Here is a 26097-nt window from a genome sequence, read left to right as displayed (position 1 = left end):
ATAAAACTAAATAGGAGGAATATAATGGATACAATAGAATTTTTAAAAGAATTATCTAATTATAATAGTGTCTCTGGTTATGAACAAAATTTATCAAAATATATTCATAATGTTTTTCAAAAGTATACAGATGATATAACTTATGATAAGCTGGGCAGTTTAATAGCCATAAAAAAGGGCGAAAAAAATTATCAAAATATTAAAATAATGCTTGCAGCACATATAGATGAGATAGGATTAATGGTAAATGGAATAGAAGAGAATGGATCTATTAAATTTACTTCCGTAGGGGGTGTTGATCCAAGAACTCTAGTTGCTCAAGAAGTTATTATTCATTCTGAAAAAGAGATATATGGTGTTATAGGAATATTACCACCTCATTTACAAGATTCTGATTCTAAAGATAATGCTTTTAAAATGGAGGATTTATATATTGATATAGGTTACGATGAAATAAAATCTAAGGAATTAATATCTATTGGTGATATAATTACTATTAAAAGAGATTTTAAAGTATTAGAATCCAATACTGTTACAAGTAAATCATTAGATGATAAAGCAGGAGTAGCTACATTATTAGAATGTGTTAAAGAATTAAAAAAGCTCAAACATCAAGCAGATGTATATAATGTTTTTACAGTACAAGAAGAAGTTGGGACAAGAGGTGCAATAACAAGTACATATAAAATAGATCCTGATATTGGAATTGCAATTGATGTAGGTTTTGGTAAAACTCCAGAGTTAGAAGATTCTGATTCAATTAAGATGGGGAAGGGCCCTGCTATTACACTTGGGGGAAATATTCATCCACAACTTAGAAGAAAACTGATTGAAATAGCTGAAAAATATAATATTCCCTATCAAACAGAATTAGATCCTGGACCAACAGGTACTGATGGAAGAAGTATGCAAATATCTAGAGCTGGGATACCTACTTTAGTTATATCTATACCTTTAAGATATATGCATACTTCAGTTGAAACAATTAATATAGATGACATAAAAAATACTGCTAAACTTATAGCTAGATTTATATCTGAAATTGATAGTAACAACCTGGAGGGATATTTATGCTATTAAAAAATCTTACAGAAGCTAGTGGAGTTTCTGGTAATGAAAAAGAAGTGAGAGATATTATTATAAATGAGATAAAAAATTATGTTGATAATTATAAAGTAGATAAAATAGGAAATATAATTGCTTATAAAAAGGGGCAAAAAAATAACAATACAAAAATATTGATAACGGCACATATGGATGAAGTAGGTTTAATAGTTTCTGATATTGATGATATGGGATTAATTAAATTTATGACCGTAGGTGGAATTGATAAGAGGGTACTTGTTTCGAAAAGAGTAAAAATAGGAAAAAATAAAATTCTAGGAGTTATAGGTGCAAAACCTATTCATCTTCAAAAACCTAGTGATCGTGAGAAAGCTTTAGATTTAAAACAATTATATATAGACATTGGAACATATACAAAAGGTGAAACAGAAAAAAAGGTTAATATAGGAGATTATATTGTATTTGATAGTAACTATATAGAATTTGGAGATGATTTGATAAAATCCAAAGCTTTAGACAATAGAGTAGGTTGTGCTTTATTAATTGAATTATTGAAATCAGATATCCCATATGACTTACATGTAGCATTTACTGTTATGGAAGAAGTAGGACTTCGTGGTGCAGGACCTGCTGCATATAAAATACAACCTGATATATCAATAATATTAGAAGGTACCACATGTGCTGATTTAGAGGATATTGATGACCATAAAAAAGCTACAATATTAGGTAAAGGAGCGGCAATATCATTAATGGATAGAACAACTTATTATGATAAAAATTTAATAGATATACTTGTGAGTATTGCTGAAGAAAATAATATTCCTTATCAGTTTAGAAAAACAAGTGTAGGAGGAAACGATTCAGGTAGTATTCATTTATCAAGAGAGGGAGTAAAAACAGCAACTTTATCTGTACCATGTAGAAATATTCATTCTCCAATTAGTGTAATGAGTAAAAAAGACTATAAATCTACTAAAATATTATTAAATAAATTTATAGAAAAAATATTAGAAGGAGAGAATAATTAATGGAATTTAATAGTGGTTTATTAAGAAAACTTGTAGATTCATTTTCACCATCAGGCAATGAAAATAATGTAAGAAAACTAATTATAGAAGAAATTGAGGATTATGTAGATGAAATAAAGATTGATAATTTAGGAAATCTTATAGCTAGAAAAAAAGGAAATGGTAAGAAAGTAATGATTGCTGGACATATGGACCAAATTGGACTTATGATTATAGATATAGATGATAAAGGTTTTTTAAGATTTACAAATATTGGAGGAATTTCTCCTCTTTTAAGTATAAATCAAAGAGTTATATTTGAAAATGGTATTGTAGGGGTAATATCAAGCGAAGATATAGATGATAAAAATAAATTGAAATTAGATAATTTATATATAGATATTGGAGCTAAAGATAAAAAAGATGCAGAGGGGAAAATTGCAATTGGAGATACTTGTGTATATTTAAATAGCTTTTATGAAGATAAGGATAGGGTTATTTCTAGATGTCTTGATGACAGAGTTGGTTGTTTTGTAATGATTGAGACTTTGAAAAAAATGGAGAATGTAGATAATGATCTTTATTTTGTCTTTACTGTTCAAGAAGAGTTAGGTATAAGAGGTGCTAAAACATCTGCTTATAAAATAGATCCAGATATAGGTATAGCTATTGATGTTACTCCAGCAGGAGGCACTCCTAAGTCTAAAAGATTGTCAGTAACTTTAGGTAAAGGGACAGCTATAAAAATCATGGATAAGTCTGTAATAGTACATCCTAAATTAAAAGATATATTAATTGATATGGCTGAAAAAAACAATATAGAATATCAAAAAGAAGTTTTAGAGTATGGTGGAACAGATTCAGGGAGTATACATTTAAGTAGATCAGGTGTTCCTTCAGGTGTAATATCTATTCCTACTAGATATATTCATTCTTCAAATGAAACAGTATATAAAAAAGATGTCATAAGTTCTATTGAGTTACTTAAGTCAATATTGAATCATGAATTCAAAATATAAATGAGCTGTATACAGCTCATTTATATTAATGGAGGAGTTTTATGATTATATTAAATGAAATAAAATTAGATAAGGGTAAGAAAGAACCTTTATACAAACAATTGTATAAAGGGATAAAAGATCTAATTATTGATGATAAAATAGAGGTTAATACTAAATTACCTTCTATTAGAGAAACTTGTAAAATATTTAATGTAAACAGTTCTACTGTTGTAAGTGCATATAATTTGTTGGAAAAAGAAGGATATGTATATAAAAAAACTGGTAGTGGAACTTATATAAAAAATATTGATGTAGATAAGACTTCAGATAATAGAAAAAATTTAGATATTATTTATGATTTTCAAAATTTAACAGCTGATTCAAAATTATTTCCTGTATCAGAATTTAAAGAGTTAATGAATATAGTTATAGATAGAGATGGTGGCAGTGCCTTTGACTATCATCAAAGTATAGGATATTTACCTCTTAGAAAAGTGATTAAAAGTCATTTAGAAGAAAAAAATATTTTCACACCTTTAGAATCTATTCAAATAATATCTGGAACTCAGCAAGGTATAGATATATTAAGTAAAACAATATTAGATTATGGTGACATTGTAATTACAGAATCTCCTACTTATTCTGGTGCTTTGTATTCATTTAAATCAAGATCTACTAAGATTGTTGAAATACCCGTTGATAGAGATGGCATAGACATTACTATATTAGAACATAAAATTAAAAATTTCAAACCTCGTGTAATATATACAATGCCAAACTTTCAAAATCCTACTGGATTTTCTTATTCTTTAAATACGATGAAAAAAATATTGGAATTAGCTGAAAAGTATAATACATATATTATAGAAGATGATTATATAAGTGATATTAATTTTAATAATAAAAAAGTAAGATTACTTAAATCTTTAGATGAAAATAATAGAGTCATCTACTTAAAAAGCTTTTCAAAAACTTTTATGCCAGGAATTAGATTAGGTTTTGCTGTTTTACCTATAAAACTTAGTCAAAACTTTTTATTAGGAAAACATTTCTCTGATATATCTACTTCAGGTTTTATTCAAAGAATATTTGAATTATATTTAAAGGAAAAAAAGTGGGATAACCATATAAAAAAATTATCTAGTATATATAAAATGAAATATGATTTAACAAAAAAATATATTAAAAAATATATACCAATAGATTTAAGATACTATAGACCAGATGGAGGTCTTAATTTCTGGTTTGCACTTCCTGATGGATATTCTTCTAAAAAGTTAGAAATTTATTTAAAGGAAAAAGGTATTTTGATATCTTCTGGATCAAGATTTTATTCTAGCAATAATGATACAGAATATTTTAGAATAAATATATCATCAATAGAAATAAAAGAAATTGAAAAATCTATTATATTATTATTTAAATATATTAATAAATTTATTAAAAATCAAAATAATAAGACTCTTATACATCCAATTAATTATTTTGATTTTTGATATTTTTCTTTTGCTATATATATTAATATATCTTTGTTTTGAATTATGGTGTTTTTTTCAGGATTTAAATTTGTATGTCCTTCTCTATAAATTCCTATTAAAGTGATATTATTTTTAAGTAATTCTAAACAAATATTAATATATTCTTTATTAATATAATATTTAGGAGCTGGCATTTCATATAATTCAGATCCATAAGAATTTGTTATAAGCTCCTTAATTGCTTTATTTACTGTTCTATACAATATACTTCTTACTAATACTTTACTTTCTATTTGATTACTTACAATAATATCATTTACATTTACCCTTAAAAAATGATTTGAGTTTTCTGGATTTACTACTTCAGATATTAAGTATATATTATTATTAGTTTTTTCTATTGCTAAACATGTAAATACAGATTTTGCATCCATCATTTCTAAACTATCTAATTTTCTATCAGCTAATACTATTGCTGTTTTAGCATAAGATATATTAGCTCTTTTTAAAACATTGTCATTCCAAGGATTGCCTTTTATATATGATATATTTTTTTTATTATAAGGATTTTGATCTATATTATCGATTAAAACTATATTTATATCTTTATTTTCATTAATTAATTCTTCTATAATAGATTTTGATCTATAATTCCATCCAATTATAATTATATGATTTTTAAAATTTACATCCATTAATCCCATCCCTTTTTTAAAGTTTTTTTCTACAAATATTGATGCAAATGAAGCGGTTATAAATCCAAAGATTCCTATACCAATTAACATTAAAATTATTGCTATTATTCTTCCTAAAAAAGTTATTGGAAATATATCTCCATATCCTACAGTAGTACTAGTTACAAAACCCCACCAAATAGCATCTCCTAAATTATTTATTTTAGAATTATTTTCTGATTCAACAATATAAAAAATTAACGATAAACTCAATATAAATATAATTACTATAATTAATGATTTGTAAAGCTTAGCATTTTTCATTAGAATATGTAATTTTTTAATAAAAAAAATAAGCCATCAACCTTTCTTTACATTATTTTCTATAGGATTTAGAAATATTTACTTTATATAAGAATTTAAAGCAAATATAGAATTATTGTATTACTATATTTACTTTAATCTTACAAAGAATAATATAGAAGGAGGGATAAGATGTATTCTTATAACATTTTAAAAAAAGAACTATGTAATTTTTTAAATGAAAATGAAAAAGACATTATAAGAAAAGATATTTATGAATTTAATAAATTAATAAATATTATTGATTATCTTCCACCACTATATCTTGAAAAAAACAAGTATTTTAATGTTTTATTTAAAGAAAAAAACATTTTTAAATTACTATATTTAGTTTGCACAGAGTATTTAAAAAATATAAATAAAACTTATAAAGAAGATGATGAATTATTTAATTTAAGTGTAAAATTAATAATTAAATTTTATGATGTTTTTAAGCCAATAAATTTAAATGATAAATATATAGCTATATATCCTAAATTTTCAATAAAAAAATATATTATTCAAGTTAAAGAATCAGAAGACTCTAGTTTTTCTTATATATCAGAAAAAACATTAGAAAAATTAATAAGTTTAATTATAAAATTTAGTAAATTTGAGTTAAGTAATATAGATAAAAGAAAATTTGGAGAAATAAATTTACCAAGTTTAGTTTTAGCAAATATTAAGTTATATGAAAAAGGAATCTTAAAGATTTATCAAAATGAAGATAGAAAAATAGAGTTTTATTTAACTAGAACAAATACAAATAAAACTAATTTAAGAATAATAAAAGATGATGAGTATATAATGTATAAAATAATTGAAATATTATGCAAAAATAATTATGGTTCTTTTACAACATATGATTTTATGAAATAGAATAATTATTCTATTTCATTTTTTTTGCAACATTTATCTGATTATTATGCATTATTTAAGGGTATTATTAATATAATAATATAAATATGAATTTTAAATAATATTACATTGCATAATTCTGAATTATCATTGACATTAAATTCAAAATTTAGTATAATTAAAATAAGGAGGAGTAAAGATGAACGAAAATATTATCAAAACTAATAAAAGAGAGCAAATAAGTAGACTTAAAAAGTGTGGAGCTATAACATGTATACAGAATATTGATGGATATTGTAATACTGATAAATGTGAGATGTATGAAAGAATGTTAAAACAAGAGTATTAAGCATAAAGAAAGAGGAAGAAATTCTTCCTCTAATGGTTAACACCTATAAGGTGTTATTTTTTTTATATTTTTCTAAACCTACTTTTAATATATTCATTGATTTTTTTAGTGAATCTTCGTTTAATACATATGATATTCTTACTTCATCTGTACCAAGACCAGGAGTAGCATAGAAACCCTCTGCAGGTGCTAACATTATAGTTTCACCATCTATATCAAAATCTGTTAGCAACCATTTCACAAAATGTTCTGCATCATCTACTGGTAATTTTGCTATAACATAGAAAGCTCCATGAGGTTTTTCACATATAACACCCTTAATATTTTTAAGTTCGTTATAAACTATGTCTCTTCTTTTTTTGTATTCTTCTACCACATCATCAAGATATTCTTTACTTACTTTTATAAGTTCAGTTGCTCCGATTTGTTCTAATGTAGGTACACAAAGTCTTCCTTGGCAAAGCTTTAATATTTGCTTAATTAAATCTTTGTTTTTACAAGCGATCATTCCAATTCTTGCTCCGCAAGCACTATATCTCTTTGATATACTATCTGTTAATATCACTCTATCTTTTATATCTTCAAAGGAAGCAAAACTCTTATATTCAAATCCATCATAAATAAATTCTCTATATACTTCATCAGATATAATATATAAATCGTTTTCCTTAGCTATGTCTCTTAATGCATTCATTTCATCCTTAGTATAAACTGCACCTGTAGGGTTGCCAGGATTTGATAATAAAATTGCTTTTGTCTTTTTAGTGACTAAACTTTGGATAAAATCTTTTGAAGGTAATTTAAAGCCGTTTTCAGCCTTGGTAGTAATTGGGACTACTTTTACCCCTGCTGCACTGCTAAATCCATTATAGTTAGTATAAAATGGTTCAGGGACAAGAATTTCATCGTTAGTATCTGTTACTGCTAATAAAGAAAATAAGATTGCTTCACTTCCACCATTAGTAATTAAAATTTCATCTTTTTCAAATTCTAGATTATAAGTTTTATAATATTTAATAAAACTTTCTATAAGTTGGGGTAATCCTTCAGAGAAAGAATAGGATAAAACTTCTTCATCATATTCTTTTATTGAGTTCATAAATTCTTGAGGTGTTTTTATGTCTGGTTGTCCTATGTTAAGGTGATAAACTTTCTTACCATCTTTCTTTGCCTTTTCTGCTATTGGTACTAACTTTCTTATAGGTGATTCTTGCATTTGATCAATTCTTTTAGAGAATTCCATTTATATTCCTCCCATATTATGTATTTAAATATATAAGTTAATGATAACATAAAATATATTAAAAATATATATATATTTATCACTATTAATAACAAATTTTACAATAAGCATACACCTGATTTTGTGATACTAAATGTGAATTAAATTATATATTAAATTAAAGGATTTTATACTTTTTTATAGAAGTCTATAGTGATATATTAGTTAAATATTATAACGTAAAACTTTTTTTAATTTTATGGGGGTTGAAATGAAAGTTGATTTTAGAAATTTCGATAATTCTTATTATGATAAGGTCTATGATTTTTTGGTTGAATTATCCAAATATGATCGTAAACATATAAATTGGAATTGGGCAAGATTGGAGTGGATGTTTTTTCATCCTGACTTTAATAGAGACTTAATAGATAAAATTGGATTATGGTTTTGTAATGATAAATTAGTAGGTATTGCAACCTATGACCACTATTTTGGTGAAGCATTTTTTGCGACTAAACTAGGATTTGAAGAATTAGAAAAAGATATATTAGAATATTCCCTTGCTACTTTTAGTGATAAAAATGGTCTCGGTATTGCAGTGAATGATGCGGATACGAGTACTATAGATTTATTAGTCAGCTATGAATTTATAAAGAAGTCTCAGACTGAAAACATACTAGAACTTACACTAGAGAATGTTAACTTTGATTATATAACTCCTAAAGACATAGCATTAAAAAATCTTGATATAAAGAAGGATTTATATAAACATCATAATGTGTTGTGGAAGGGATTTAACCATGAAGGACATCTTCCCGTTGATGAAGCTACTATAAATAGACAAAAAATAATGCTGTCAGCATCGAATTTGAATCCATTCCTACATATTGTTGCAGAAAATACAGCTGGGGAATATGTTGCATACTGTGGCTTATGGTATAATCAGAAAACTGATTATGCTTATGTTGAACCTGTATGTACAATTCCAGAGTATCGACATAAGGAGGTTGGTAAAATGGTGGTTCTAGAAGCCTTAAAAAGAAGTTTCTCCTTAGGTGCTAGAAAAGCATACGTTATTTCTGATAGTTATTTTTATAAGTCCTTAGGTTTTCTTAAGCATTCACATTATACTTTTTATTGGCATAATATTTAACATTTCAATATCCTTAAGTAAACTTGTGTTTAGTAATATAACAAATTTATTTTAAAAGAGGTATTCTTTCATCCATATTCAGATCAAAATTTCCATAAGGATTAATATGATTATAAATTAATGAAGTAAGAATCTCAAATATTAGAATTCCAAATTGCTACTATATTCAATGCTTTGTGTATTCTAATTCTCATTATAGATATTATCATAAATAATAATAAAAAAGTTAAAAAATATAAAACAAATTCATAAAAATAAATAAAAAGGAATTTTAGAATATAATTTATTATATAATGAATTGAAAAATACGAACCTAAAAAGAAAAGACAATAGGATAAACTGAATTATAATACATAGGTATCTACTTAAGTATGTGCTTTTTTATATCTTAGACAAACAAAAGCACATAACAATGATTCTTTTTAAAAAAATTACTATATATAAAATTCTAACTTTTATTATGACTTTATTTTTTTATAATTAAAATAGCTTGTATAATAAAGGATATTACTGCTATAATACATAATAAATCAGTAAGCCAATTTAAATTTTCATTTAATCTAAAGTAATATCCAATAATAGCAAATATAATTCCCATAAACAATAATACAGAATCATTTATAGAGTTCATAGATATATATAAACAAATTGACCAGGACAATCAGTCCTGGTCTTTTAATATGTCAATTGATTTTATTTTTTATTTTATGATATAGGTATATGATCTCATCTAGTTCTTGACTTATATCTATTATTTCTGTTGTAATTATAAAATCATTTTTATGTAGTAGTTTATGCATTTGTTTTTTTAATGCTGCCATTTTCTCTTCAACATCTTCTACTTTCCCCATAAAACCACACTCTCATATTTTTTATTTTCCCCACTTTTATTATTATAATATAAAATCTAATTATAAACAATATAAATCAAATTATTAAATATTATGACTTAAATGTCATAAAAAGTCTGTAATTGTCATACGATTTATAAAGGAATTTTTTATACTTTGTAGAATAACTAATTTAAACATAGTAAGGATCTTACTAGGAGGTTTTAATATGGAGGATGCCACAAATGACTTAGTAGAATTATCAAAAGATTTCATTAAATTTGCAGAAAAACTTTATGAAGATGAAAAGATAGATAAAGAAACTTATATAGAAATTACAAGGAAAAAGAAAGGCTTTTTAAGGTTTATTGAAAAAGACAAAATATGTAAGTGATATAATGAGCAATTATTATAAGGCTAGGGAGAAATCTCTAGCCTTATTTTTTTATGTAATATTACATGACAAAAGCAGTACAGTTCAAAGTATCCTATAGGTTTTTTGTAGAATGTTGGTAACTTTACTTTATTTATTACTCATTATCTAACAAAATATCTAACATTTTACTTGTGTTATTCATAAATCTTTTCGTAACTTGGTAGTGTTCAGTATCCTCATATTCTACTTGCTTAAATCCATCATCAAAACTATAAATTTTTGAATTTGGATAAGACATAATTATTGGTGAATGGGTAGCTATTATGAATTGTGAATCTTTATTAACAAGTTCATGTATTCTACTGATTAGAGCCATTTGCCTTGTTGGTGATAAAGCAGCCTCAGGTTCATCAAAAATATATACTCCATTTCCACCTAATCTATTTAATAATACAGCCATAAAAGATTCACCATGTGATTGATTATGTAAAGATATGCCACCATAAGAATCGATAATTCTTGGTCCCATACCACTTTGGTCTAACTCTTGAATATTGGAAGCGACATTATAAAAACTTTCTGATCTTAAGAAAAAACCATCTTTAGGCTTTATTGCACCTTTAACTAATTTTATATACTCATATAAGTTTGAATGTGTTTGTGCTGTTGAAAAATTAAAATTCTTTGTACCACCTTCAGGATTGAATCCATATGCAACTGCAATTGCTTCTAATAAAGTTGACTTTCCACTACCATTCTCTCCAATTAAGAAAGTGACATTTGGATGTAATTCAATGTTATCTAAACATCGTACAGAATTAAGTGAAAATGGATAAATATCAAAACTTTCGACATTATCTCTTTTTAGTATAATTTTTCTTATATATTGTTGAAAAGTATCTTCAATCATTTTAATACCTCCTCAGAAGTATATTGAAAATGTTTTACTTTATTTATTATATAATGATTATATATATATATTATCATATTGTAGAATTAAGTCATATTTTTTTATTATATATAATAAAAGGTTGTTATTACATCATTTTAAGGTTAGGTAGAAATCTCTAGCCTTAAAATTTGTTATGTAGTAAAATGTAGGATAGTGATATATTACTTGGTAGGTAATGGAGATTTGTATTATTTATACTACAGTAAATGTTCTATAAATTTGAAGGAAGATTGTGGTAAGATAAAAATATAGCTACAAATAAAATCAAAAGGAGAATATAAATGAAAAATAAAAAATGTGCACTTTTTATAGTTATAGCATTGTCAATAATGACATTAATAGCATGTAGAGGGGATAATGAAGAAAATAAAAACTCTACAAGTGACATAAATCAAAATCATCAAGTTGAAGACAATATAAAAAATACAGTAAAAAAAGTAAAAGGAAGAAGAAAAAAGTTTATAGAAAGATTAGATAATATTCAGGAAGAACTGAATTCATTACCAGAAAAGAAGGATTCAGACAAAGGTTCAACAAATGCTATGAAAAATTATTATGGGAAAGCATATGAAATGTACGATGAAGAATTAAATGATATATATGCTTTATTAAAACAAGAATTATCACGAGAGGTAATGGAAAACTTAAAAGCTGAACAACTTAAGTGGATTAAAGAAAAAGAAGAAAAAGCAAATAAAGAAATGGAAAAATATGAAGGTGGTACATTTGAACTTGTTTCGAATTATGTATATTTGTATGAATCAACTAAAGAAAGGTGTTATGAATTAGTAAATCAGTATATGACAGACTAAGAAACAGAAATAAATATATTAACTTGATTATTTTCATACTTAGTATTGTATCGTTTTTAATGTCATTGAAACTATTTTGGAATCTGGGAATATATGTAGATGAATGTGGAACATCACCAGACATAGTATATGGTGGAGAATTTTAGCTGAATATGGCTTGGTTAAGATTTTTTATATTAAGAATTTTATCTATAATTTGTGGAATTAAAGTATTTATTAGTGAAAATAACTTAGGAAAAAATATAAGATTAACTCAAAAAGAAGTGTTAAAAGTTTAGTATAAAAATAGGGCCAAATAAGGCCCTTTAATTATGCTTTAAAAAGTTTCTATATTCATGAGAATCATTTAGCATTCTTTTAAACCCTGGACGGTCTAAGTTCTTTCCTGATACATCATAATCTTCATACACTACATAATCCCAACCACGAAGTTTGCAAAGTGAGATACCTAGATTTATTTGAATTTCACTTGGTTCTCCTTTATCTGTTGCTTTACTTTTACGTGCATATATCGCAGCGATAGTCATGTTAATCATTCCTTTAATAAACATATGCTTTGTTATATGGTAAAAATAAAAGCCTTAAAGCTAATATTTGTAATGACAAACTTTAATGTTGCATACCCTTGTGTGTATCTTAATTAAGCTATATATCATTATCTAATAATATTTCTTTACTCACAGACAACAAGGATAGTGATATTTATCATAGTCTTTACTGTCTATAAGTTTACCTCTCAATAGTTTATCATAATATTCTTAATTACATCACATACAGTAACTATATTATAACTTAAAATATTTAAAAAGTTACCTATAGACAAATAATTATATTTATTTGATTACTAATTTCAACATTTGTTTACATTTTATGCAATGTTACTACCAAATAAATATTAGATATGGTAAAATAAGTATAGAATTTAAAAATAGAAAATATATCCATAATTATATAGGGAATGTAAGGGGAGTTAGAATTATATTAAAGGCATGAAAACCTTTACAATGAATAAGAGAATAAATAATATAATAAAAACAAGTATTAGTGAAATAAAGTTCGTTAATATATAAATACTATAAAACTAATATGATATTTATAATATTGAGGATTTCTTGAATTATAAAAATAGATGCAAAATTAATAAATATTGTTTTCTGAATTATAGTTAACAAATATCATACAGGATAAAATACATATATTTAAATAAAGGATCTGGTAGATTTTTATAGAATTTTATAATGACGTGGTAGTAGAATTATGCGTCATAAACTTAATCTCTTGGAGGTGTATGAAATGTCTACTTTATTTGATGAAGAAGAAAGAAGTCCATTATCAGTATTAATATATACTATTTTCCTAATTTCACTTACAGCTTTAAATAATAATGCAAAAATAAGAATTATCCCTTATGCAGATATAGCCTTTAGGGTTATACATATAACTTTCAGCATCTATATAACATTAAAGGGCATAATGCTTATAAAAGGCACATTTAAAGAACCACAAAAAAGAACACTGATAGAGATAATGCAGATTGTATTTATAGGTTTTTTAATGATTCTAATGTTATTTGTGACAATTGAAGATATAATTCACACAGCATCGTATATTAATAAAGTTTTTAAGTTAGTATAAATAAGCTAGTTTAAAAAAAGTAAAATACATATTTAATTAAAGAGTTTGATATATTTTTATAGAATTTCATAATGACGTAGTAGTAAAAAATTACGAATAGAATGAGGAGTGATTAAATGAAAAATATTATAAAATGCCCTGTCTGTGGATGTGAAGAGATTGGCAAAGGGAATACTTATGGAGAAGGTTCGATGTTCCCCATAAAAAGTAGATTTAAGTCAGGTTCTGAAATTGTAGCAGATATATGTACAAAATGTGGTCATATCTTATCAATGAGAGTATCAAAGCCGGAGAAATTTAAGTAATAACATTTAGTTCACATCATTTATAAACTGAGTAGTATAATAAGGTGAAATTGAGTTTACTTAATAGGAAAGTATTTTAAAATTATTTAAAGGGATTTAGGGAGTGGTACCTGTGAAATTAAGAAAGAGAGATTATGTAATTTCTTATTTTTTAACTGTAGTTTTTTTGCAGCGATGTTAAATAGTCCTGTACAAATTCAAGAAATAATATTATTGGTCATTATGTCAATTGTTCCTGCATTAATACTAGGAACAATAACCAATTTTATATCATTACTAATTAAGGCTTTACAAATTTATATAAGAAAAAATTCTTGATATCTTGATATATGGTAAGTGATGAAGAATATTAACCTAAGAATAATGAGTTTATATTAATGAGCATTATAAGTAAAACACAATTATTTCGAATTATAATGAGAAATAGTTAATGAATATCAGTAGAAAAATATATTTTAAAAGGGGGATTTTAGTTGTATAATGTAGAGCCTAGGTCTGATATAAAGCTATTTTTTATATTAGCGATATTATTATTCCTGATATCTATTTTTAATGCTGTAATGAGAAAGTATTTAAAAGTAAAGAAAAGAAAACCATTCTCATGTAATTATGTGAATAAAAAACATAAGAAAATTGATTATATAATTATAATTAGCTTTATAATTATATTATTAATGACAATCTCTTATCAAAATAGAAATATTAATGGAGTGAGCTGGTATCTTGAAGTATGGTTTGTAATGCTTATGTTTTTAGTGACTTCTGAAACGTTCAGAGCATTTATGGAATGGAAATATGCAGAAAACTCGAAAGCATATATTTTAACTATTAGTCAATTAATCTTTTCTTTAGCGTTGTTAGGTATACTAATTATCAGTAATTTTTTTAATATTTAATCAGACATGTATTACATATAGTCTTGAGATATAATAAAATTGATTTTACTTAATATTAAAATGAGTAAAACTCAGATTTAATAATTGAAAATAAAAATAGTAAGGAGATTTGATATGGAAATATGGATTATTGCATTATTATTAATTATAATAGGAATATTAGTAGCTTCTCCTGATTCTTCAGAGCTTAAGATAAATCATATGAATAAAAAATTAAATAGAATAATGGATCATCTAGGAATAGAAGAGATAAATATAGATGAAGAATTAAAAGAACTCATAGCAGATGATAAAAGAATACCAGCTATAAAAAGACTTAGAGAAGAAACAGGAATGGGTCTTAAAGAAGCTAAAGAATATGTTGAAAATTTAGAAATGAATAATTAAATATGAATACTAAAATTAAAAATGTTATAAATATTATTTGTTTTGCAGGTGTTTTTGTCATTATGTCTGGACTGATAAGTTCAAGTGAAGATTTATTGGGCAGGATTGTTCTTGCTATATTACTTGTTTGGTCTGCGAATAACGTAGGTTTAATTATAAAAAGAACTTATTTAAATAAAAATTAATAACTTTATTGAATTTATCACAAGTACGATTAAGTAAAAGTTAAATATAATAAATTCTTTAAGGAGGAATAATTTATGAATAGTGTTGTAAAAAGAAAATTTTAGCATTTATCATTGTGGTGTTTTTCACTATATTTTTGGAAAATATACACGATTATTTTTTTGAAAGTAATTTAATTATATATGCACTAATTTTTATGATGATTGCTTCTATTACTTATGGATTGATTATTTATAAGAAATTATAAATAGTATTTTTTATTCTTCAATACAAATATTTAAATTTACTTAATATTGATTGAGACAAATCAACACATTTTTAAATTGGTAGACTATTGTATATTACAAAATATATATAGTGAGTTAAATAAAGTATCTTATACTTTTTTATAGAAGTTTATAAAGGTATAATAATAGAATTATATATCAGAAATATTATAGGAGGAGAATGTATTGAGAAAAAATACAATTATTAAATTTTTAATTATTTATTTTATAGCAAAGGTAATTGGTTTAATAACTGGTTTATCTTACGATGTATTTAATAAGGAGTTTAATTTTATAAAGTTAATAATGGACATAATGATATGGGTGATTGCTTATTTTGTAGTAGATTTAGCTTTTTCTAAATTATTTAAAAAGCAAACAGAGTAAATTAAACAATTGTAAACTAGATATATAGGAGGTGTATTTACTATGTATGAATATAAGGTTTTTAAATGTAATCTTGGTACTTTAACTCTTACTGAGGAGTTAGAGGATATTTTAAATGATTATGGAAAAGAAGGTTGGAGAATATCGAATATTATAAGCAACATAAAAGGAAGTGGGAATGTACTATTTTCTTCTGTAGATGGAAATCAAGTAACTATTATTCTTGAAAGAATAAATAAAGATTAATTAGTAATATTTATAAATTACATAGTATAATAACCTAAAATTGATATTATTTAATATTAAATATAATAAACTCATTTGAATCATAGTTAATAAGTATCATATATAGTAAAACATAGTAAAATACGGATATTAAATTAAAGGAAATTTAATACTTTATATACAAGTTTATAATGACGTTGTAGTAAAAAAATGCGAAACAATATTTTGCAATTAAGTTACTTAAGGAGGAGTTATTATGGGCATAAAAATGATGCATCATGTATGTATTCAAACGGAAAAATATAAAGAAACACTTGAATTTTATACTAAAATTTTAGGATTTGAATTAGTTACAGAAACTCCAAATTTTCATAAACGAGATTTTAATACATGGTTAAGATTAGGTACATTCATGATTGAATTACAAACTGCTAAGAAGGGAGATAAATTAAAAAATTGGAGTTCATTGAATGAAGGAATAGTCCATATGTGTTTCTTAGTGGATAATGTTCAAGAAGAATTTGATAGAATAAAAAAATTAGGATATGAAAACTTTAAGATTAAAAATGGAGAGATAGTATATAAAGTTGAAGATGGATATCTATTTAAAATTAAAGCACCAGAGGGTACAGAGATTGAAATAAGAGATTTACCGATATAGATATTCAAATTAATATTTATCCTATTGATTACGACGCATCATTTATAAACTGCGTAGTATTATAACGTAAAATTGAGTTTACTTAATATTCATTGAGTAAAGCTTAATATGGATTATAATATTATTTTCTTATGCTCTTCCCATATGTGATATCCCCTCTGGTATATAAATGTCAAATTTTCAACATTACTTCAGTTGGTAATGTTCACTATCAAAATTACATTTATTTGTACTTTTTTATTTGGTCAGCTCATAATCTTTAATTTTGTGATAAATATGATACAATTATAATGAGTATAAAGTTATTAAAGGAGTGATTAATATGGATAATGAGGGTTGCATTAAATGTGGTAGTAAAAATGCTGCAACTAAAGAAATATCCACTACTGGATCTGGTCTTTCAAAAATTTTTGACCTACAAAACAATAAGTTTTTAGTAGTATATTGTAAAGAATGCGGATACTCAGAGTTATATAATAGAGAAACCTCTACTGCTTCAAATTTATTAGACCTATTTTTTGGAGGATAAGTAGACTTTTGTCAAATCTATAGGCACAAGTCCAAGTAAAATAGAGAGACTTATTTGTACATATAGATCTAAGTTTGTCTTAATAGAACAACTGACAAACTCAATATAATATAGAAATAAAAATAAGATGTAAAATTAAGAGTATTATAAATACATGTTTTAAAAGGAGGATAACTTATGATACTGAAACAATTTGATCAAAATAAAAAGGCTATTATAAATCCTGAGGATATAGTTGAAGCTATAGATGGGTTTCCAGAAATAGTTGTTTCTTGTTTTGAAAGATCAACTTTTTCACGGATGGTTGAAAGATACAAAGGTATTAAAATAGGGAGTTTATCTATAGCGAATTTGGAAGTTCTTATTTATAAAATTGAATACAAGGGTCTAAATATGGCTATTTTCAACTCCTATGTTGGTTCTCCTGGGTGTGTTGGCTTGTTAGAGGAATTACATGTTATGGGAATGAGAAAATTAATTTTGTTTGGTACATGTGGAATATTAAATCACGATATTGATGATGTTTCAATTATTATACCGGACCGAGCAGTTCGAGATGAAGGAACTAGTTATCATTATGTTTCAGCCTCCAATGAAATAGATGTTAATATAAACACATTAAATGCATTTGAGGAGTTTTTAACAAAAGAAAAAATATCTTATACAAAAGGAAAAGTATGGACTACAGATGCTATGTATAGAGAAACAAAAGATAAGATGAACCGGAGAAGGGATAATAGCTGTAGATATGGAGTGCTCAGCGGTTGCAGCATTGGCAAAATTTAGAGGTATTAAAGTATTACATTTTTTCTATGCAGCAGATCATTTAAGCGAAGAAAACTGGAATCGAAGATCTTTGTCAAATAGCAGTTCAATAGAGGCGAAAGATATTGTTGCCAATATAGCCTTGGAATTTTCTAAGCATATGTAATTTTTAAAAATTCCTGCGCCTTGAATAAAAAATAATCACAGATATATATAGTTTATCTGAGTTTGTCAAAAGTATCATTGTGACAAACTGAGAACTTTATAATGACGTAGTAGTAGATTTATACAAAGTAGTGATTATGTAATTCTGAGAAAAGCGTAGAATGTATAAAATACATAAGATAATAGTAAATTCAACTTTAGAAAATATACATTTAGTCAAATATAAAATTACTTGGACATTCAAGAACTTTATATATGGAAAAATAATTATAATGAATTTTATTATATAAAAAATTCTAACTAGAAAAATAATAAATAATTGTTTATGAAAGAAGGTTAAATAGTGAAAGGTCAAAAAATTAATATCATGCTAGTATTATTAGGAGTAATTATTATATTTTTAGAATTTAATCATTTTATGTTTGGTGGTATCTTGGGATGGTTACTAACGTCTTTAGGAGCGATATTAATAATTGTAGGAGTGTTTTATAAATCAAATAATTCTATAGGATTATTATTGGAAATGATTTTCGGATTATTATAGAGGGGATACATGGATATAAATGCAGTAAAAATAATAATTTTCATTCAATTTATTATCTGGGGTTTTATAGGTGTTACATTTTAATGTCATGACATAGCAGTAGAATTATGCGTCATAAACTTAATCACTTGGGGTGTATGAAATGGCTAGTTTATTTGATGAAGAAGAAAGAAGTCCATTATCAGTATTAATATATACTATTTTTCTAATTTCACTTATGGCTTTAAATAATAATGAAAAAATAGAAAATATTCCTTATGCATATATAAGTTTTAGGGTTATACATATACCTTTCAGCATCTATCTAACATTAAAGGGCATAATGCTTATAAAGGGTACGTTTAAAGAACCACAAAAAAGAACGCTGCTAGAGATAATGCAGATTGCATTTATAGTTTTTTTAATGATTCTAATGTTATTTGTGACAATTGAAAGTATAATTCATACAGCATCGTATATTAATAAAGTTTTTAAGTTAGTATAAATAAGCTAGTTTAAAGAAAGTAAAATATCATGACTCAAGTTTGATGATTTTAGAAAGTTTATATTTAATAGAATTGAATTTGCATCTAGGAGGGTGAATCTTATGTTTAAGAAAGATACAATAAAGAATTTTATAATTGGTTTTATAACTTATTTTGTATTATCAATTATTTTAGATTTATTTGGAGTAAATACTACAATTATTAAAAGCATAATTGTCATTATTATATTAATAATTTATTTTATAATACAATCACAGAAGAAAAATAATAAGTCGTGATTTTTATAAACTACGCATTATGCTGTAATCTGAGTTTTACTTAATATTAATTATAATAAATTGAAGGAGGTTAAGTAATTTGAAAAAAATGATTTTTGGTGCACTCTTATTTATAGGTGGAATGATAGGTATTTTAGCATCATTTATAGTAGCAGGACTTAACCCTGGTATTTATCATAAATTTCCTGGATTACTTGGTTCACTATTAGTTTCAAGAGCTATATTTCCACTTATATTTTTTTCTATAATGACATTAGTAGGAACTATAATATGTGCATATGAAGCATACTTTAGGAATTAATAAAGTAAAATTTATATATAACAAGCTCACTAATTTTTAAGATTACAGACTATGACATATAGAAAACTGTAGAGGAGGTACTAATTAATATGGTTATTATAGAAAATATAAACTCCTTAAAAAACTCAATTCAAGATAGCATTTTTTTAAAATTAATTATAATGATTTCAGCATTAATATATCCTACAATATTTGCATTAGGTTTTAATGGTATTATTAGTATAGAAATTTTAAATCCCATGCTTTTAATGTGGATAGGATTTTATAGCTCTATTATTTTAATTTATTTTGTTAGTATAAACCCAATAAACATATTATTAGTAATAATTAATGTATGTATTATTTTATTTTTAATGTTTATATCTATGATGGGAGGAAGTGGAGCTCCATGGGCCCTAATCATCAAAATGATTTTACCAATTATCCCATTCTCTTGGATAATCTCTTTGTTTTAGTAACTAAAATCAGTTGTTAAGTAACGAGATTATTGAATAAATCAGGGAGGTCAGACAAGGAATATGTTTAATAAAGAGAAAATGATATATCTATCAGATTTGTTATTTTATATCTTTTTAATTATAATTGTGAGTTTAAATAATAATGAGAGAATAAAAGATATTCCTTATGTATATATGGCTTTAAGATTAGTATTTACAGGGTTAAATGCCTATGTCATAATAAAGATTATAAAATTACTTAAGAATACATTTAAGGATTCTCAAAAAAAACCATTTATAAAATTTATTTATAGTATATGTGGTTTCTTTTTAATATTGCTAATGTTATTTTTATTTATTGAAAATGTAATTCATATAATATGATAGATAATATAATTTAAAAATACAATTTAAATATGTTGCTAAAATTTACTGAGGAAGAAATTCTGAAAAATATTTTTATACAGCCAATTGGAAATGTTCTCCATAATAAAAATAGTTAGAGGGTAAAATTTTATGACTGAATAAATAACTTTGCTTTTTGGATACATTATTATTATATTAAAACAAAGAAATATAAATCAATGTCACTTTTTGCAATAATATTATTAGTTATATTTTTCTTAATATCTAAAATAAAATTAAAATTTCATTTTAGATATTAAGAAAAATATATAAAATCGTAAAACATTTATCGGTAATATAACAGACATAAAAATAGAAATGAGATGATCTTAAATTGAAGGGGAAAATATATTATCGTAATTATTTTTTAATAGTTGCAATTTATATTTCAATAGCATTTATCATTAAATTTACTAATCTAACTAATGAAATTAGTGATCAAATTATTTTTGTGGTAATGATTTTAATTAGTTTAATCATGAATATATTCTCAATACTCACTTTTTTGATTTGGAGAAAAGAAATACCCAAAAAAGATAAGTATAATGTTTTAATTTTTATATTTATCACCTTAATTATACAATTTCAATTTTTTATGAAATACTAAAATAATTATAACAAACACATTTGAGTCATGATCAAGAAATATCAGATACAATAAATTATAGATATTTAATTAAAGGGAATTTAACACTTTATATAGAAGTTTATAATGATGTAGTAGTAAAAAAATGTGGCATCTATTATTTTAATAAATATTAGTAATTATTATGGGAGTGATAGAATGTTAATCTTAACATCAAATGGTTTATCATCAGAAAATTAAAAAATAAATTTAAAGAATATTGTAGTGGACTATCCAAAGCAGTTATTATTACAATTGCTTCTGATTATAAGGAAAAAGATAGACATATTTCAAAAGTAAGTAAAGAGTTGGAATCTATTGGATTGAATGTAGATTATTTTGATTTTGATTTTCAAAATCCAATAGAGTTATTAAAATATGATGTTGTTTTTTAAAATGGAGGCAATCCATTTTATTTATTAAAATCAATAAAAAAATCAAATTCGTTATCTATTATTGAAAAATTAATAGAAGATAATATTGTTATTGGCTGTAGTGCAGGTTCAATAGTTATGCAAAAAAATGGACTTAATTGCTAAGTACAGTCTTGAATTAAATGAGGGTGTTAATTTAAAAAAAATTTTAGGTTTAGGCTTTTGTTCAATAGAAGTATTACCACATTATAGCAGATACTTATCAAGATTTAATAAGTTTGAAGAGAAAGCTAAACTATATGAGATTGAAAATAATTGTGAAGTTATAAGGATTAATGATGGTCAAGTAGTTATAGTAGACTTTGGAAAACATTCTATAATTTAATTGTCTAAAATTAAAAAATAATGTAATAAATATTATTAAATATATTGGAGAGATATTAATGAAAATAGTTATTATAAAAATACTTATAATTCTAGGCCAGATATGAAAATTGTGACTAGATATTATAAAGGAAAATATTTTAGTAAGTATCTTGGAAATATAAAAACATATGGGGTATATAGATATGTATAAACTTCCTGATTGGATTGTTATTATATTAGCAATAATTTATGCATTGATACGTAGACTTTTATATGATAATTATGGCCATACAGAAATTTTTATGCGTACAGAACCTATAGTGATGTCAACACTTTCACTTTTATTAATTTGGATTACAGTTAAAGATTTGCAGAATAGTGTAAAAAAAGAAAATGAAACTCATAAGTTAGTGTTTAACTATATACTTCTAATTGTTCCTATATTATATTTACTGTCCATATTGGGAGAGTATCTAAATTTATTTTAATTTAATAATATTATGATTTAATTTTTAAACTTATAATATCTAATTTGTCTTAATATTCATTATGATAAACTAAAGTGTTTTTATAGTTGCTAATTATAAGAGTAAGTTATGAAGTTAATGGTGGGTAATATATTATTTATTAGGTAAAATCATGGAGTATGAAAGTTAATAATACTTTATTTAATAAGTAAACCTTAAAGATAATATTTTCATAATAAATAATAAAGTTGATTATCGGTTTATGATAACATAAAACTCAATAAAGGTTGGACAAAGCATCAATTACTATAAGGGGTATAGCATCAAGAGGCTTGGTATAAATAAGTATCTCTATAAATAATTTTACTTTTAAAAAGGAGGAAATAACTTGTTCAGAAAAAATCCGTGGTTATATGTATTATTTGGAATATATCCATTAAGTATTTTTGAATTGGGGTTATCTAAAATTAGTACTATTAAGCAAGTTCTTTTATTGCTTATCATTACTTCTATCCTAATTAGTGTTGGATACTATTTCAATTTTCTAAACATTTTTAAATCACTCATTGTTCTATTATTTGTAATAACTCCTTACGTTATTGGCAAGTTATATGGTAATGGAGTTTTTAATACTTAATACAATAGACTTGTTTACAGTGATAAATCTAATCTCAAATAATTCTACTTCTTTATATTGAATACCACAAAAATATAATCCGAAGAAACAATAAAAAAGTATTACTCAAGGAAATTTTAATTTTTTTAGAATTTTGAATAAAATAGAGTCCTTGAGATATATATTCATCATTAGTTCTAATTATTAGTCTATTCATTTTAGACCTTTCCATTATATACATTCTCTCTTCTAATTTAAATCTTTTATTAAATTTAGTTTTAAAATTTTTTATCTCTGATTTATCAATATTAAATATTACAAAAGTATTAAATTCATTATAATTATCATTAAAAGCATAATCAAATTTTTTAAGATCTATAAACAGGAGAATAAATAATATAGTGCTTAAAAAAAGTAAAATATAGTTAGAAAAAGAAGAAGTATCATAAAAATAATAATATAGTGAAAATAAAATTGAAGTTATTAGATTATGTATAGTACTTATTATTTTTATTAATTTCATAGATATAACTATATTATTATTTTTTATTCTTATAAGTCCAAACAATAGATAAATTACCCCCATTACTAATAGAAACAATTTCATAATTTTCCTCCCAATAGTTATTTATATTTTAAATTATATATTATATGTATTATTTTTGAAATAGTAATGTTATAAATTAAAGTAGTTTAATCAATAGGTTGATAATTTTGTGTTTAAATTCTTCTTATAGATAAAAATCATAAAAAAGTTCGTGTTTAAATATAAAAAGGAAGTAAAAAATATTTAAACTTATTGTTTATATTTATAAAGAGTTTAATATTTTTTATAATGTCAATAATTTTAGAAAAATATTAATGTTAAGGAAAAAAGACAATGGCTAAAAGTTGCTAACTACTGCTTTTTTTATTGCTTATTGTTATGATATAATATAGAATGAAAAAGTAAGGAGGAAATATCATGAATAATACTAATCAAAAAAAGTATCTTGTAGTAACTTGGGGATGTCAGATGAATGAACATGACTCAGAAAAAATAGAAGGAATTTTAGAATCATTAGGATATATTTCAACTTCTGATAAGGAAGAAGCTGATTTAATAATATATAATACATGTTTAGTAAGAGAAAATGCAGAATTAAAAGTTTATGGTAATTTAGGTGAATTAAAAAGAATAAAAAGAGAAAATCCAAACCTAATAATTGGCGTATGTGGATGTATGATGCAAAAAAAAGGTGTGAGAAAAGTTATAAAAGAAAAGTATTCTCATGTTGATATAATATTTGGAACACATAACATTCATAAATTACCAGAGTTAATAGAGGATCATGACCAAAAAATGAATATGTTAGTAGATGTTTGGAATGATAGTAAAGAAATAATAGAAGATTTACCTACTAAAAGAAAATATGATTTTAAGGCTTTTATTAACATTATGTATGGTTGTAATAATTTTTGTACTTATTGTATAGTTCCTTATACTAGAGGGCGAGAAAAAAGTAGAGAACCAAAAGATATATTAAAAGAAGCTAAAAGGTTAAGCGAAGAAGGATATAAGGAGATAACCTTATTAGGACAAAATGTTAATTCATATGGTAAAAATTTAGAAGAAAAAGTAAGCTTTGCAGAGCTATTATATATGCTTAATGATGTTGAAGGGATAGAAAGAATAAGGTTTATGACTTCTCACCCTAAGGATTTATCTGAAGAACTTATTGACGCAATGACAAAGTGTGATAAGGTGTGTAATCATCTTCACTTACCATTTCAATCAGGTAGTGATAGGATATTAAAAAAGATGAATAGAAAATATACAAAAAAACAATATTTAACTTTAGTAGATAAAATAAGAAAAGCTATTCCTGATATAGCACTTACTACAGATATTATTGTTGGTTTTCCAGGCGAGACAGAAGAAGATTTTGAAGATACAATAGAAGTAGTTAAACATTCAAAGTTTGATTCAGCTTTTACATTTTTATATTCAATTAGAGAAGGTACTCCTGCTGCTAAAGACAAAGACCAAATACCTGATGATATAAAACATACAAGATTTAATAGATTATTAGAAGTTTTAAAAGAAATAAGCTTAGAAAGAAATCAAAACTTAATAGGTAAGGAAGTTAAAGTACTCGTAGAAGAAATTAGTAAAAATGATTCTACTAAATTATCTGGTAGAACTGATACTAATAAATTAATTCACTTTGAAGGTAATGAAAGCTTAATAGGAAGTGTAGTAAATGTAAAGGTTAATACTGCAAAAACTTGGACACTAGAAGGTGAAATTATTGAGTAAATCTACATTAGATATTGCAAGGGAATTAGGAAAAACAATCCAAGATTCTGAAGAATATATAGAGTATATTAAATCACAAGAAGAATACTATAATGATAGTAATACTATGAAATTAAAAGCTAAATTAGATGAAAAAACAAAGTTATATAATAACTTATTAATAGAGGGACAAGAAACAGATATAAAAAATATTAGCTTAGAAATTAAGGAATTAAATAAAAAACTTTTAAAAGAAAAGAAATATACAAATTACATTAAATGCAAATCTAAAGTTGAAAAAACGATAAAAAACGTTGATAATATATTAGAGTACTATACGGGTATAAGTAATAGCAAGGGATGTAATGGTTGTAAAAAATGATAAAATAAAT

General features: G+C 24.4%; 39 protein-coding genes. 32 read left to right on the top strand and 7 right to left on the bottom strand.

Going from position 1 to position 26097, the window contains the following annotated elements; genetic code table 11:
* Nucleotides 1-24: 24 nt before the first annotated feature.
* The 4 genes from E0D94_RS08835 to pdxR are packed head-to-tail and all read left to right on the top strand — an operon-like array spanning nt 25 to nt 4572.
* Complete coding sequence (locus tag E0D94_RS08835; RefSeq protein ID WP_130807106.1) at nt 25-1080, top strand: M42 family metallopeptidase; 1056 nt, start codon at nt 25-27, stop codon at nt 1078-1080.
* Nucleotides 1071-2096, top strand: a complete 1026-nt coding sequence (locus tag E0D94_RS08830; RefSeq protein WP_130807105.1) for a M42 family metallopeptidase — start codon at nt 1071-1073, stop codon at nt 2094-2096. Before E0D94_RS08835 ends, E0D94_RS08830 begins: the two co-directional genes overlap by 10 nt.
* Nucleotides 2096-3094 (top strand): M42 family metallopeptidase, encoded by a 999-nt coding sequence (locus tag E0D94_RS08825; protein ID WP_130807104.1) that lies wholly within the window; start codon nt 2096-2098, stop codon nt 3092-3094. Before E0D94_RS08830 ends, E0D94_RS08825 begins: the two co-directional genes overlap by 1 nt.
* Nucleotides 3095-3135: 41 nt before the next feature.
* Nucleotides 3136-4572, top strand: a complete 1437-nt coding sequence (gene pdxR, locus E0D94_RS08820; protein WP_130807103.1) for a MocR-like pyridoxine biosynthesis transcription factor PdxR — start codon at nt 3136-3138, stop codon at nt 4570-4572.
* On the opposite strand, the gene E0D94_RS08815 is transcribed toward pdxR, so the two are convergent.
* The gene (locus tag E0D94_RS08815; protein WP_130807102.1) at nt 4557-5552 is read right to left on the bottom strand and encodes a potassium channel family protein; all 996 of its coding nucleotides are present in this window, start codon (nt 5550-5552) and stop codon (nt 4557-4559) included. The two genes, pdxR and E0D94_RS08815, sit on opposite strands and share 16 nt — an antisense overlap.
* 171 nt (nt 5553-5723) lie before the next feature.
* Here E0D94_RS08815 and E0D94_RS08810 point away from each other — a divergent pair, with 171 nt between their 5' ends.
* Nucleotides 5724-6449 (top strand): hypothetical protein, encoded by a 726-nt coding sequence (locus E0D94_RS08810; RefSeq protein ID WP_130807101.1) that lies wholly within the window; start codon nt 5724-5726, stop codon nt 6447-6449.
* 178 nt (nt 6450-6627) lie between these two features.
* The gene (locus tag E0D94_RS14830; protein ID WP_160197077.1) at nt 6628-6777 is read left to right on the top strand and encodes a hypothetical protein; all 150 of its coding nucleotides are present in this window, start codon (nt 6628-6630) and stop codon (nt 6775-6777) included.
* 43 nt (nt 6778-6820) lie between these two features.
* On the opposite strand, the gene E0D94_RS08805 is transcribed toward E0D94_RS14830, so the two are convergent.
* Entirely contained in the window at nt 6821-8020 is a 1200-nt protein-coding gene (locus E0D94_RS08805; RefSeq protein WP_130807100.1) for a pyridoxal phosphate-dependent aminotransferase, read from the bottom strand.
* 250 nt (nt 8021-8270) lie between these two features.
* Between E0D94_RS08805 and E0D94_RS08800 the strand changes: the two genes are divergently transcribed.
* Nucleotides 8271-9152 (top strand): GNAT family N-acetyltransferase, encoded by an 882-nt coding sequence (locus E0D94_RS08800; protein WP_130807099.1) that lies wholly within the window; start codon nt 8271-8273, stop codon nt 9150-9152.
* A 466-nt stretch (nt 9153-9618) separates the two neighbouring features.
* Here E0D94_RS08800 and E0D94_RS14825 read toward each other — a convergent pair whose 3' ends face one another.
* On the bottom strand, nt 9619-9783 hold the full coding sequence (locus tag E0D94_RS14825) for a hypothetical protein (RefSeq protein ID WP_165442911.1): 165 nt from the start codon (nt 9781-9783) through the stop codon (nt 9619-9621).
* A 52-nt stretch (nt 9784-9835) separates the two neighbouring features.
* Nucleotides 9836-10003, bottom strand: coding sequence for a Spo0E family sporulation regulatory protein-aspartic acid phosphatase (locus E0D94_RS08795; RefSeq protein WP_130807098.1), 168 nt, complete (start codon nt 10001-10003; stop codon nt 9836-9838).
* A gap of 208 nt (nt 10004-10211) precedes the next feature.
* Between E0D94_RS08795 and E0D94_RS14820 the strand changes: the two genes are divergently transcribed.
* Entirely contained in the window at nt 10212-10376 is a 165-nt protein-coding gene (locus E0D94_RS14820; protein WP_165442910.1) for a hypothetical protein, read from the top strand.
* 136 nt (nt 10377-10512) lie between these two features.
* On the opposite strand, the gene E0D94_RS08790 is transcribed toward E0D94_RS14820, so the two are convergent.
* Entirely contained in the window at nt 10513-11268 is a 756-nt protein-coding gene (locus E0D94_RS08790) for an AAA family ATPase (protein ID WP_130807097.1), read from the bottom strand.
* Between the two features lie 323 nt (nt 11269-11591).
* Between E0D94_RS08790 and E0D94_RS08785 the strand changes: the two genes are divergently transcribed.
* Nucleotides 11592-12122, top strand: a complete 531-nt coding sequence (locus E0D94_RS08785; RefSeq protein ID WP_130807096.1) for a lysozyme inhibitor LprI family protein — start codon at nt 11592-11594, stop codon at nt 12120-12122.
* A 152-nt stretch (nt 12123-12274) separates the two neighbouring features.
* Nucleotides 12275-12400 carry a hypothetical protein gene (locus E0D94_RS15105; protein WP_278044686.1) on the top strand — a complete coding sequence of 42 codons (126 nt, stop codon included), beginning with the start codon at nt 12275-12277 and terminating at the stop codon, nt 12398-12400.
* 27 nt (nt 12401-12427) lie between these two features.
* Here the strand turns inward: E0D94_RS15105 and E0D94_RS08775 are convergent, their stop codons facing one another.
* Nucleotides 12428-12673, bottom strand: a complete 246-nt coding sequence (locus E0D94_RS08775) for a recombinase family protein (protein WP_130807095.1) — start codon at nt 12671-12673, stop codon at nt 12428-12430.
* A gap of 742 nt (nt 12674-13415) precedes the next feature.
* Between E0D94_RS08775 and E0D94_RS08770 the strand changes: the two genes are divergently transcribed.
* The 20 genes from E0D94_RS08770 (at nt 13416) to E0D94_RS08690 (ending at nt 22832) form a co-directional block, all read left to right on the top strand.
* Nucleotides 13416-13757: a hypothetical protein gene (locus E0D94_RS08770; RefSeq protein ID WP_130807094.1), complete on the top strand. Its 342-nt coding sequence runs from the start codon at nt 13416-13418 to the stop codon at nt 13755-13757.
* Nucleotides 13758-13873: 116 nt separating this feature from the next.
* Entirely contained in the window at nt 13874-14062 is a 189-nt protein-coding gene (locus E0D94_RS08765) for a transcription initiation factor TFIIIB (RefSeq protein WP_130807093.1), read from the top strand.
* Between the two features lie 473 nt (nt 14063-14535).
* Nucleotides 14536-14958: a DUF4181 domain-containing protein gene (locus tag E0D94_RS08760; RefSeq protein WP_130807092.1), complete on the top strand. Its 423-nt coding sequence runs from the start codon at nt 14536-14538 to the stop codon at nt 14956-14958.
* Nucleotides 14959-15072: 114 nt separating this feature from the next.
* Nucleotides 15073-15345, top strand: a complete 273-nt coding sequence (locus E0D94_RS08755) for a ribosomal protein L7/L12 (protein WP_130807091.1) — start codon at nt 15073-15075, stop codon at nt 15343-15345.
* 638 nt (nt 15346-15983) lie between these two features.
* A complete protein-coding gene (locus tag E0D94_RS08750) occupies nt 15984-16184 on the top strand; it encodes a hypothetical protein (protein WP_130807090.1) in 201 nt (66 codons plus the stop codon).
* Between the two features lie 42 nt (nt 16185-16226).
* Nucleotides 16227-16430, top strand: a complete 204-nt coding sequence (locus E0D94_RS08745; RefSeq protein ID WP_130807089.1) for a DUF4177 domain-containing protein — start codon at nt 16227-16229, stop codon at nt 16428-16430.
* A gap of 235 nt (nt 16431-16665) precedes the next feature.
* A complete protein-coding gene (locus E0D94_RS08740; protein WP_130807088.1) occupies nt 16666-17070 on the top strand; it encodes a VOC family protein in 405 nt (134 codons plus the stop codon).
* A 322-nt stretch (nt 17071-17392) separates the two neighbouring features.
* The gene (locus E0D94_RS08735) at nt 17393-17599 is read left to right on the top strand and encodes a zinc ribbon domain-containing protein (protein ID WP_130807087.1); all 207 of its coding nucleotides are present in this window, start codon (nt 17393-17395) and stop codon (nt 17597-17599) included.
* Between the two features lie 177 nt (nt 17600-17776).
* A complete protein-coding gene (locus E0D94_RS08730) occupies nt 17777-18385 on the top strand; it encodes a nucleoside phosphorylase (RefSeq protein WP_207289683.1) in 609 nt (202 codons plus the stop codon).
* Nucleotides 18348-18530: a nucleoside phosphorylase-I family protein gene (locus E0D94_RS15185; protein WP_207289681.1), complete on the top strand. Its 183-nt coding sequence runs from the start codon at nt 18348-18350 to the stop codon at nt 18528-18530. The genes E0D94_RS08730 and E0D94_RS15185 overlap by 38 nt, the downstream gene beginning before the upstream one ends.
* 342 nt (nt 18531-18872) lie before the next feature.
* Nucleotides 18873-19073 (top strand): hypothetical protein, encoded by a 201-nt coding sequence (locus E0D94_RS08725; protein ID WP_130807086.1) that lies wholly within the window; start codon nt 18873-18875, stop codon nt 19071-19073.
* Nucleotides 19074-19215: 142 nt separating this feature from the next.
* The gene (locus E0D94_RS08720; RefSeq protein ID WP_130807085.1) at nt 19216-19557 is read left to right on the top strand and encodes a hypothetical protein; all 342 of its coding nucleotides are present in this window, start codon (nt 19216-19218) and stop codon (nt 19555-19557) included.
* Between the two features lie 102 nt (nt 19558-19659).
* Nucleotides 19660-19836, top strand: a complete 177-nt coding sequence (locus E0D94_RS14815; RefSeq protein ID WP_165442909.1) for a hypothetical protein — start codon at nt 19660-19662, stop codon at nt 19834-19836.
* Nucleotides 19837-19915: 79 nt separating this feature from the next.
* Complete coding sequence (locus tag E0D94_RS08715; RefSeq protein WP_130807084.1) at nt 19916-20137, top strand: hypothetical protein; 222 nt, start codon at nt 19916-19918, stop codon at nt 20135-20137.
* An 89-nt stretch (nt 20138-20226) separates the two neighbouring features.
* Nucleotides 20227-20592, top strand: coding sequence for a hypothetical protein (locus E0D94_RS08710; protein WP_130807083.1), 366 nt, complete (start codon nt 20227-20229; stop codon nt 20590-20592).
* Nucleotides 20593-20655: 63 nt separating this feature from the next.
* The gene (locus tag E0D94_RS08705) at nt 20656-20958 is read left to right on the top strand and encodes a hypothetical protein (protein ID WP_130807082.1); all 303 of its coding nucleotides are present in this window, start codon (nt 20656-20658) and stop codon (nt 20956-20958) included.
* Nucleotides 20959-21606: 648 nt separating this feature from the next.
* The gene (locus tag E0D94_RS15100) at nt 21607-21741 is read left to right on the top strand and encodes a hypothetical protein (RefSeq protein ID WP_278044685.1); all 135 of its coding nucleotides are present in this window, start codon (nt 21607-21609) and stop codon (nt 21739-21741) included.
* A gap of 291 nt (nt 21742-22032) precedes the next feature.
* Nucleotides 22033-22143 (top strand): hypothetical protein, encoded by a 111-nt coding sequence (locus tag E0D94_RS15180; RefSeq protein ID WP_130807387.1) that lies wholly within the window; start codon nt 22033-22035, stop codon nt 22141-22143.
* Nucleotides 22127-22363, top strand: a complete 237-nt coding sequence (locus E0D94_RS08695) for a hypothetical protein (protein WP_130807081.1) — start codon at nt 22127-22129, stop codon at nt 22361-22363. The genes E0D94_RS15180 and E0D94_RS08695 overlap by 17 nt, the downstream gene beginning before the upstream one ends.
* A 184-nt stretch (nt 22364-22547) precedes the next feature.
* Nucleotides 22548-22832 carry a hypothetical protein gene (locus E0D94_RS08690; RefSeq protein ID WP_130807080.1) on the top strand — a complete coding sequence of 95 codons (285 nt, stop codon included), beginning with the start codon at nt 22548-22550 and terminating at the stop codon, nt 22830-22832.
* A gap of 668 nt (nt 22833-23500) precedes the next feature.
* On the opposite strand, the gene E0D94_RS08685 is transcribed toward E0D94_RS08690, so the two are convergent.
* Nucleotides 23501-24034: a hypothetical protein gene (locus E0D94_RS08685; protein ID WP_130807079.1), complete on the bottom strand. Its 534-nt coding sequence runs from the start codon at nt 24032-24034 to the stop codon at nt 23501-23503.
* A gap of 357 nt (nt 24035-24391) precedes the next feature.
* On the opposite strand from E0D94_RS08685, the gene miaB reads away from it, so the two are divergent.
* Both miaB and E0D94_RS08675 read left to right on the top strand, forming a co-directional pair.
* A complete protein-coding gene (gene miaB, locus E0D94_RS08680; RefSeq protein ID WP_130807078.1) occupies nt 24392-25726 on the top strand; it encodes a tRNA (N6-isopentenyl adenosine(37)-C2)-methylthiotransferase MiaB in 1335 nt (444 codons plus the stop codon).
* Complete coding sequence (locus E0D94_RS08675) at nt 25719-26087, top strand: YlbF family regulator (protein WP_165442908.1); 369 nt, start codon at nt 25719-25721, stop codon at nt 26085-26087. The genes miaB and E0D94_RS08675 overlap by 8 nt, the downstream gene beginning before the upstream one ends.
* Nucleotides 26088-26097 lie beyond the last annotated feature (10 nt).

The sequence above is a fragment of the Senegalia massiliensis genome, assembly GCF_900626135.1.
In the GTDB taxonomy this organism is placed as follows: domain Bacteria; phylum Bacillota; class Clostridia; order Tissierellales; family SIT17; genus Anaeromonas; species Anaeromonas massiliensis.
This window is presented reverse-complemented; position numbering and strand designations above follow the sequence as displayed.

Bases quoted from the DNA above. Each gene is read 5' to 3' on its own strand.
- E0D94_RS08835 (WP_130807106.1), top strand. From the start codon at position 25: ATGGATACAATAGAATTTTTAAAAGAATTATCTAATTATAATAGTGTC.
- E0D94_RS08830 (WP_130807105.1), top strand. From the start codon at position 1,071: ATGCTATTAAAAAATCTTACAGAAGCTAGTGGAGTTTCTGGTAATGAA.
- E0D94_RS08825 (WP_130807104.1), top strand. From the start codon at position 2,096: ATGGAATTTAATAGTGGTTTATTAAGAAAACTTGTAGATTCATTTTCA.
- pdxR (WP_130807103.1), top strand. From the start codon at position 3,136: ATGATTATATTAAATGAAATAAAATTAGATAAGGGTAAGAAAGAACCT.
- E0D94_RS08815 (WP_130807102.1), bottom strand. From the start codon at position 5,552: ATGAAAAATGCTAAGCTTTACAAATCATTAATTATAGTAATTATATTT.
- E0D94_RS08810 (WP_130807101.1), top strand. From the start codon at position 5,724: ATGTATTCTTATAACATTTTAAAAAAAGAACTATGTAATTTTTTAAAT.
- E0D94_RS14830 (WP_160197077.1), top strand. From the start codon at position 6,628: ATGAACGAAAATATTATCAAAACTAATAAAAGAGAGCAAATAAGTAGA.
- E0D94_RS08805 (WP_130807100.1), bottom strand. From the start codon at position 8,020: ATGGAATTCTCTAAAAGAATTGATCAAATGCAAGAATCACCTATAAGA.
- E0D94_RS08800 (WP_130807099.1), top strand. From the start codon at position 8,271: ATGAAAGTTGATTTTAGAAATTTCGATAATTCTTATTATGATAAGGTC.
- E0D94_RS14825 (WP_165442911.1), bottom strand. From the start codon at position 9,783: ATGAACTCTATAAATGATTCTGTATTATTGTTTATGGGAATTATATTT.
- E0D94_RS08795 (WP_130807098.1), bottom strand. From the start codon at position 10,003: ATGGGGAAAGTAGAAGATGTTGAAGAGAAAATGGCAGCATTAAAAAAA.
- E0D94_RS14820 (WP_165442910.1), top strand. From the start codon at position 10,212: ATGGAGGATGCCACAAATGACTTAGTAGAATTATCAAAAGATTTCATT.
- E0D94_RS08790 (WP_130807097.1), bottom strand. From the start codon at position 11,268: ATGATTGAAGATACTTTTCAACAATATATAAGAAAAATTATACTAAAA.
- E0D94_RS08785 (WP_130807096.1), top strand. From the start codon at position 11,592: ATGAAAAATAAAAAATGTGCACTTTTTATAGTTATAGCATTGTCAATA.
- E0D94_RS15105 (WP_278044686.1), top strand. From the start codon at position 12,275: ATGGCTTGGTTAAGATTTTTTATATTAAGAATTTTATCTATAATTTGT.
- E0D94_RS08775 (WP_130807095.1), bottom strand. From the start codon at position 12,673: ATGTTTATTAAAGGAATGATTAACATGACTATCGCTGCGATATATGCA.
- E0D94_RS08770 (WP_130807094.1), top strand. From the start codon at position 13,416: ATGTCTACTTTATTTGATGAAGAAGAAAGAAGTCCATTATCAGTATTA.
- E0D94_RS08765 (WP_130807093.1), top strand. From the start codon at position 13,874: ATGAAAAATATTATAAAATGCCCTGTCTGTGGATGTGAAGAGATTGGC.
- E0D94_RS08755 (WP_130807091.1), top strand. From the start codon at position 15,073: ATGGAAATATGGATTATTGCATTATTATTAATTATAATAGGAATATTA.
- E0D94_RS08745 (WP_130807089.1), top strand. From the start codon at position 16,227: ATGTATGAATATAAGGTTTTTAAATGTAATCTTGGTACTTTAACTCTT.
- E0D94_RS08740 (WP_130807088.1), top strand. From the start codon at position 16,666: ATGGGCATAAAAATGATGCATCATGTATGTATTCAAACGGAAAAATAT.
- E0D94_RS08735 (WP_130807087.1), top strand. From the start codon at position 17,393: ATGGATAATGAGGGTTGCATTAAATGTGGTAGTAAAAATGCTGCAACT.
- E0D94_RS08730 (WP_207289683.1), top strand. From the start codon at position 17,777: ATGATACTGAAACAATTTGATCAAAATAAAAAGGCTATTATAAATCCT.
- E0D94_RS15185 (WP_207289681.1), top strand. From the start codon at position 18,348: ATGGAGTGCTCAGCGGTTGCAGCATTGGCAAAATTTAGAGGTATTAAA.
- E0D94_RS08720 (WP_130807085.1), top strand. From the start codon at position 19,216: ATGGCTAGTTTATTTGATGAAGAAGAAAGAAGTCCATTATCAGTATTA.
- E0D94_RS14815 (WP_165442909.1), top strand. From the start codon at position 19,660: ATGTTTAAGAAAGATACAATAAAGAATTTTATAATTGGTTTTATAACT.
- E0D94_RS08710 (WP_130807083.1), top strand. From the start codon at position 20,227: ATGGTTATTATAGAAAATATAAACTCCTTAAAAAACTCAATTCAAGAT.
- E0D94_RS08705 (WP_130807082.1), top strand. From the start codon at position 20,656: ATGTTTAATAAAGAGAAAATGATATATCTATCAGATTTGTTATTTTAT.
- E0D94_RS08695 (WP_130807081.1), top strand. From the start codon at position 22,127: ATGGACTTAATTGCTAAGTACAGTCTTGAATTAAATGAGGGTGTTAAT.
- E0D94_RS08690 (WP_130807080.1), top strand. From the start codon at position 22,548: ATGTATAAACTTCCTGATTGGATTGTTATTATATTAGCAATAATTTAT.
- E0D94_RS08685 (WP_130807079.1), bottom strand. From the start codon at position 24,034: ATGAAATTGTTTCTATTAGTAATGGGGGTAATTTATCTATTGTTTGGA.
- miaB (WP_130807078.1), top strand. From the start codon at position 24,392: ATGAATAATACTAATCAAAAAAAGTATCTTGTAGTAACTTGGGGATGT.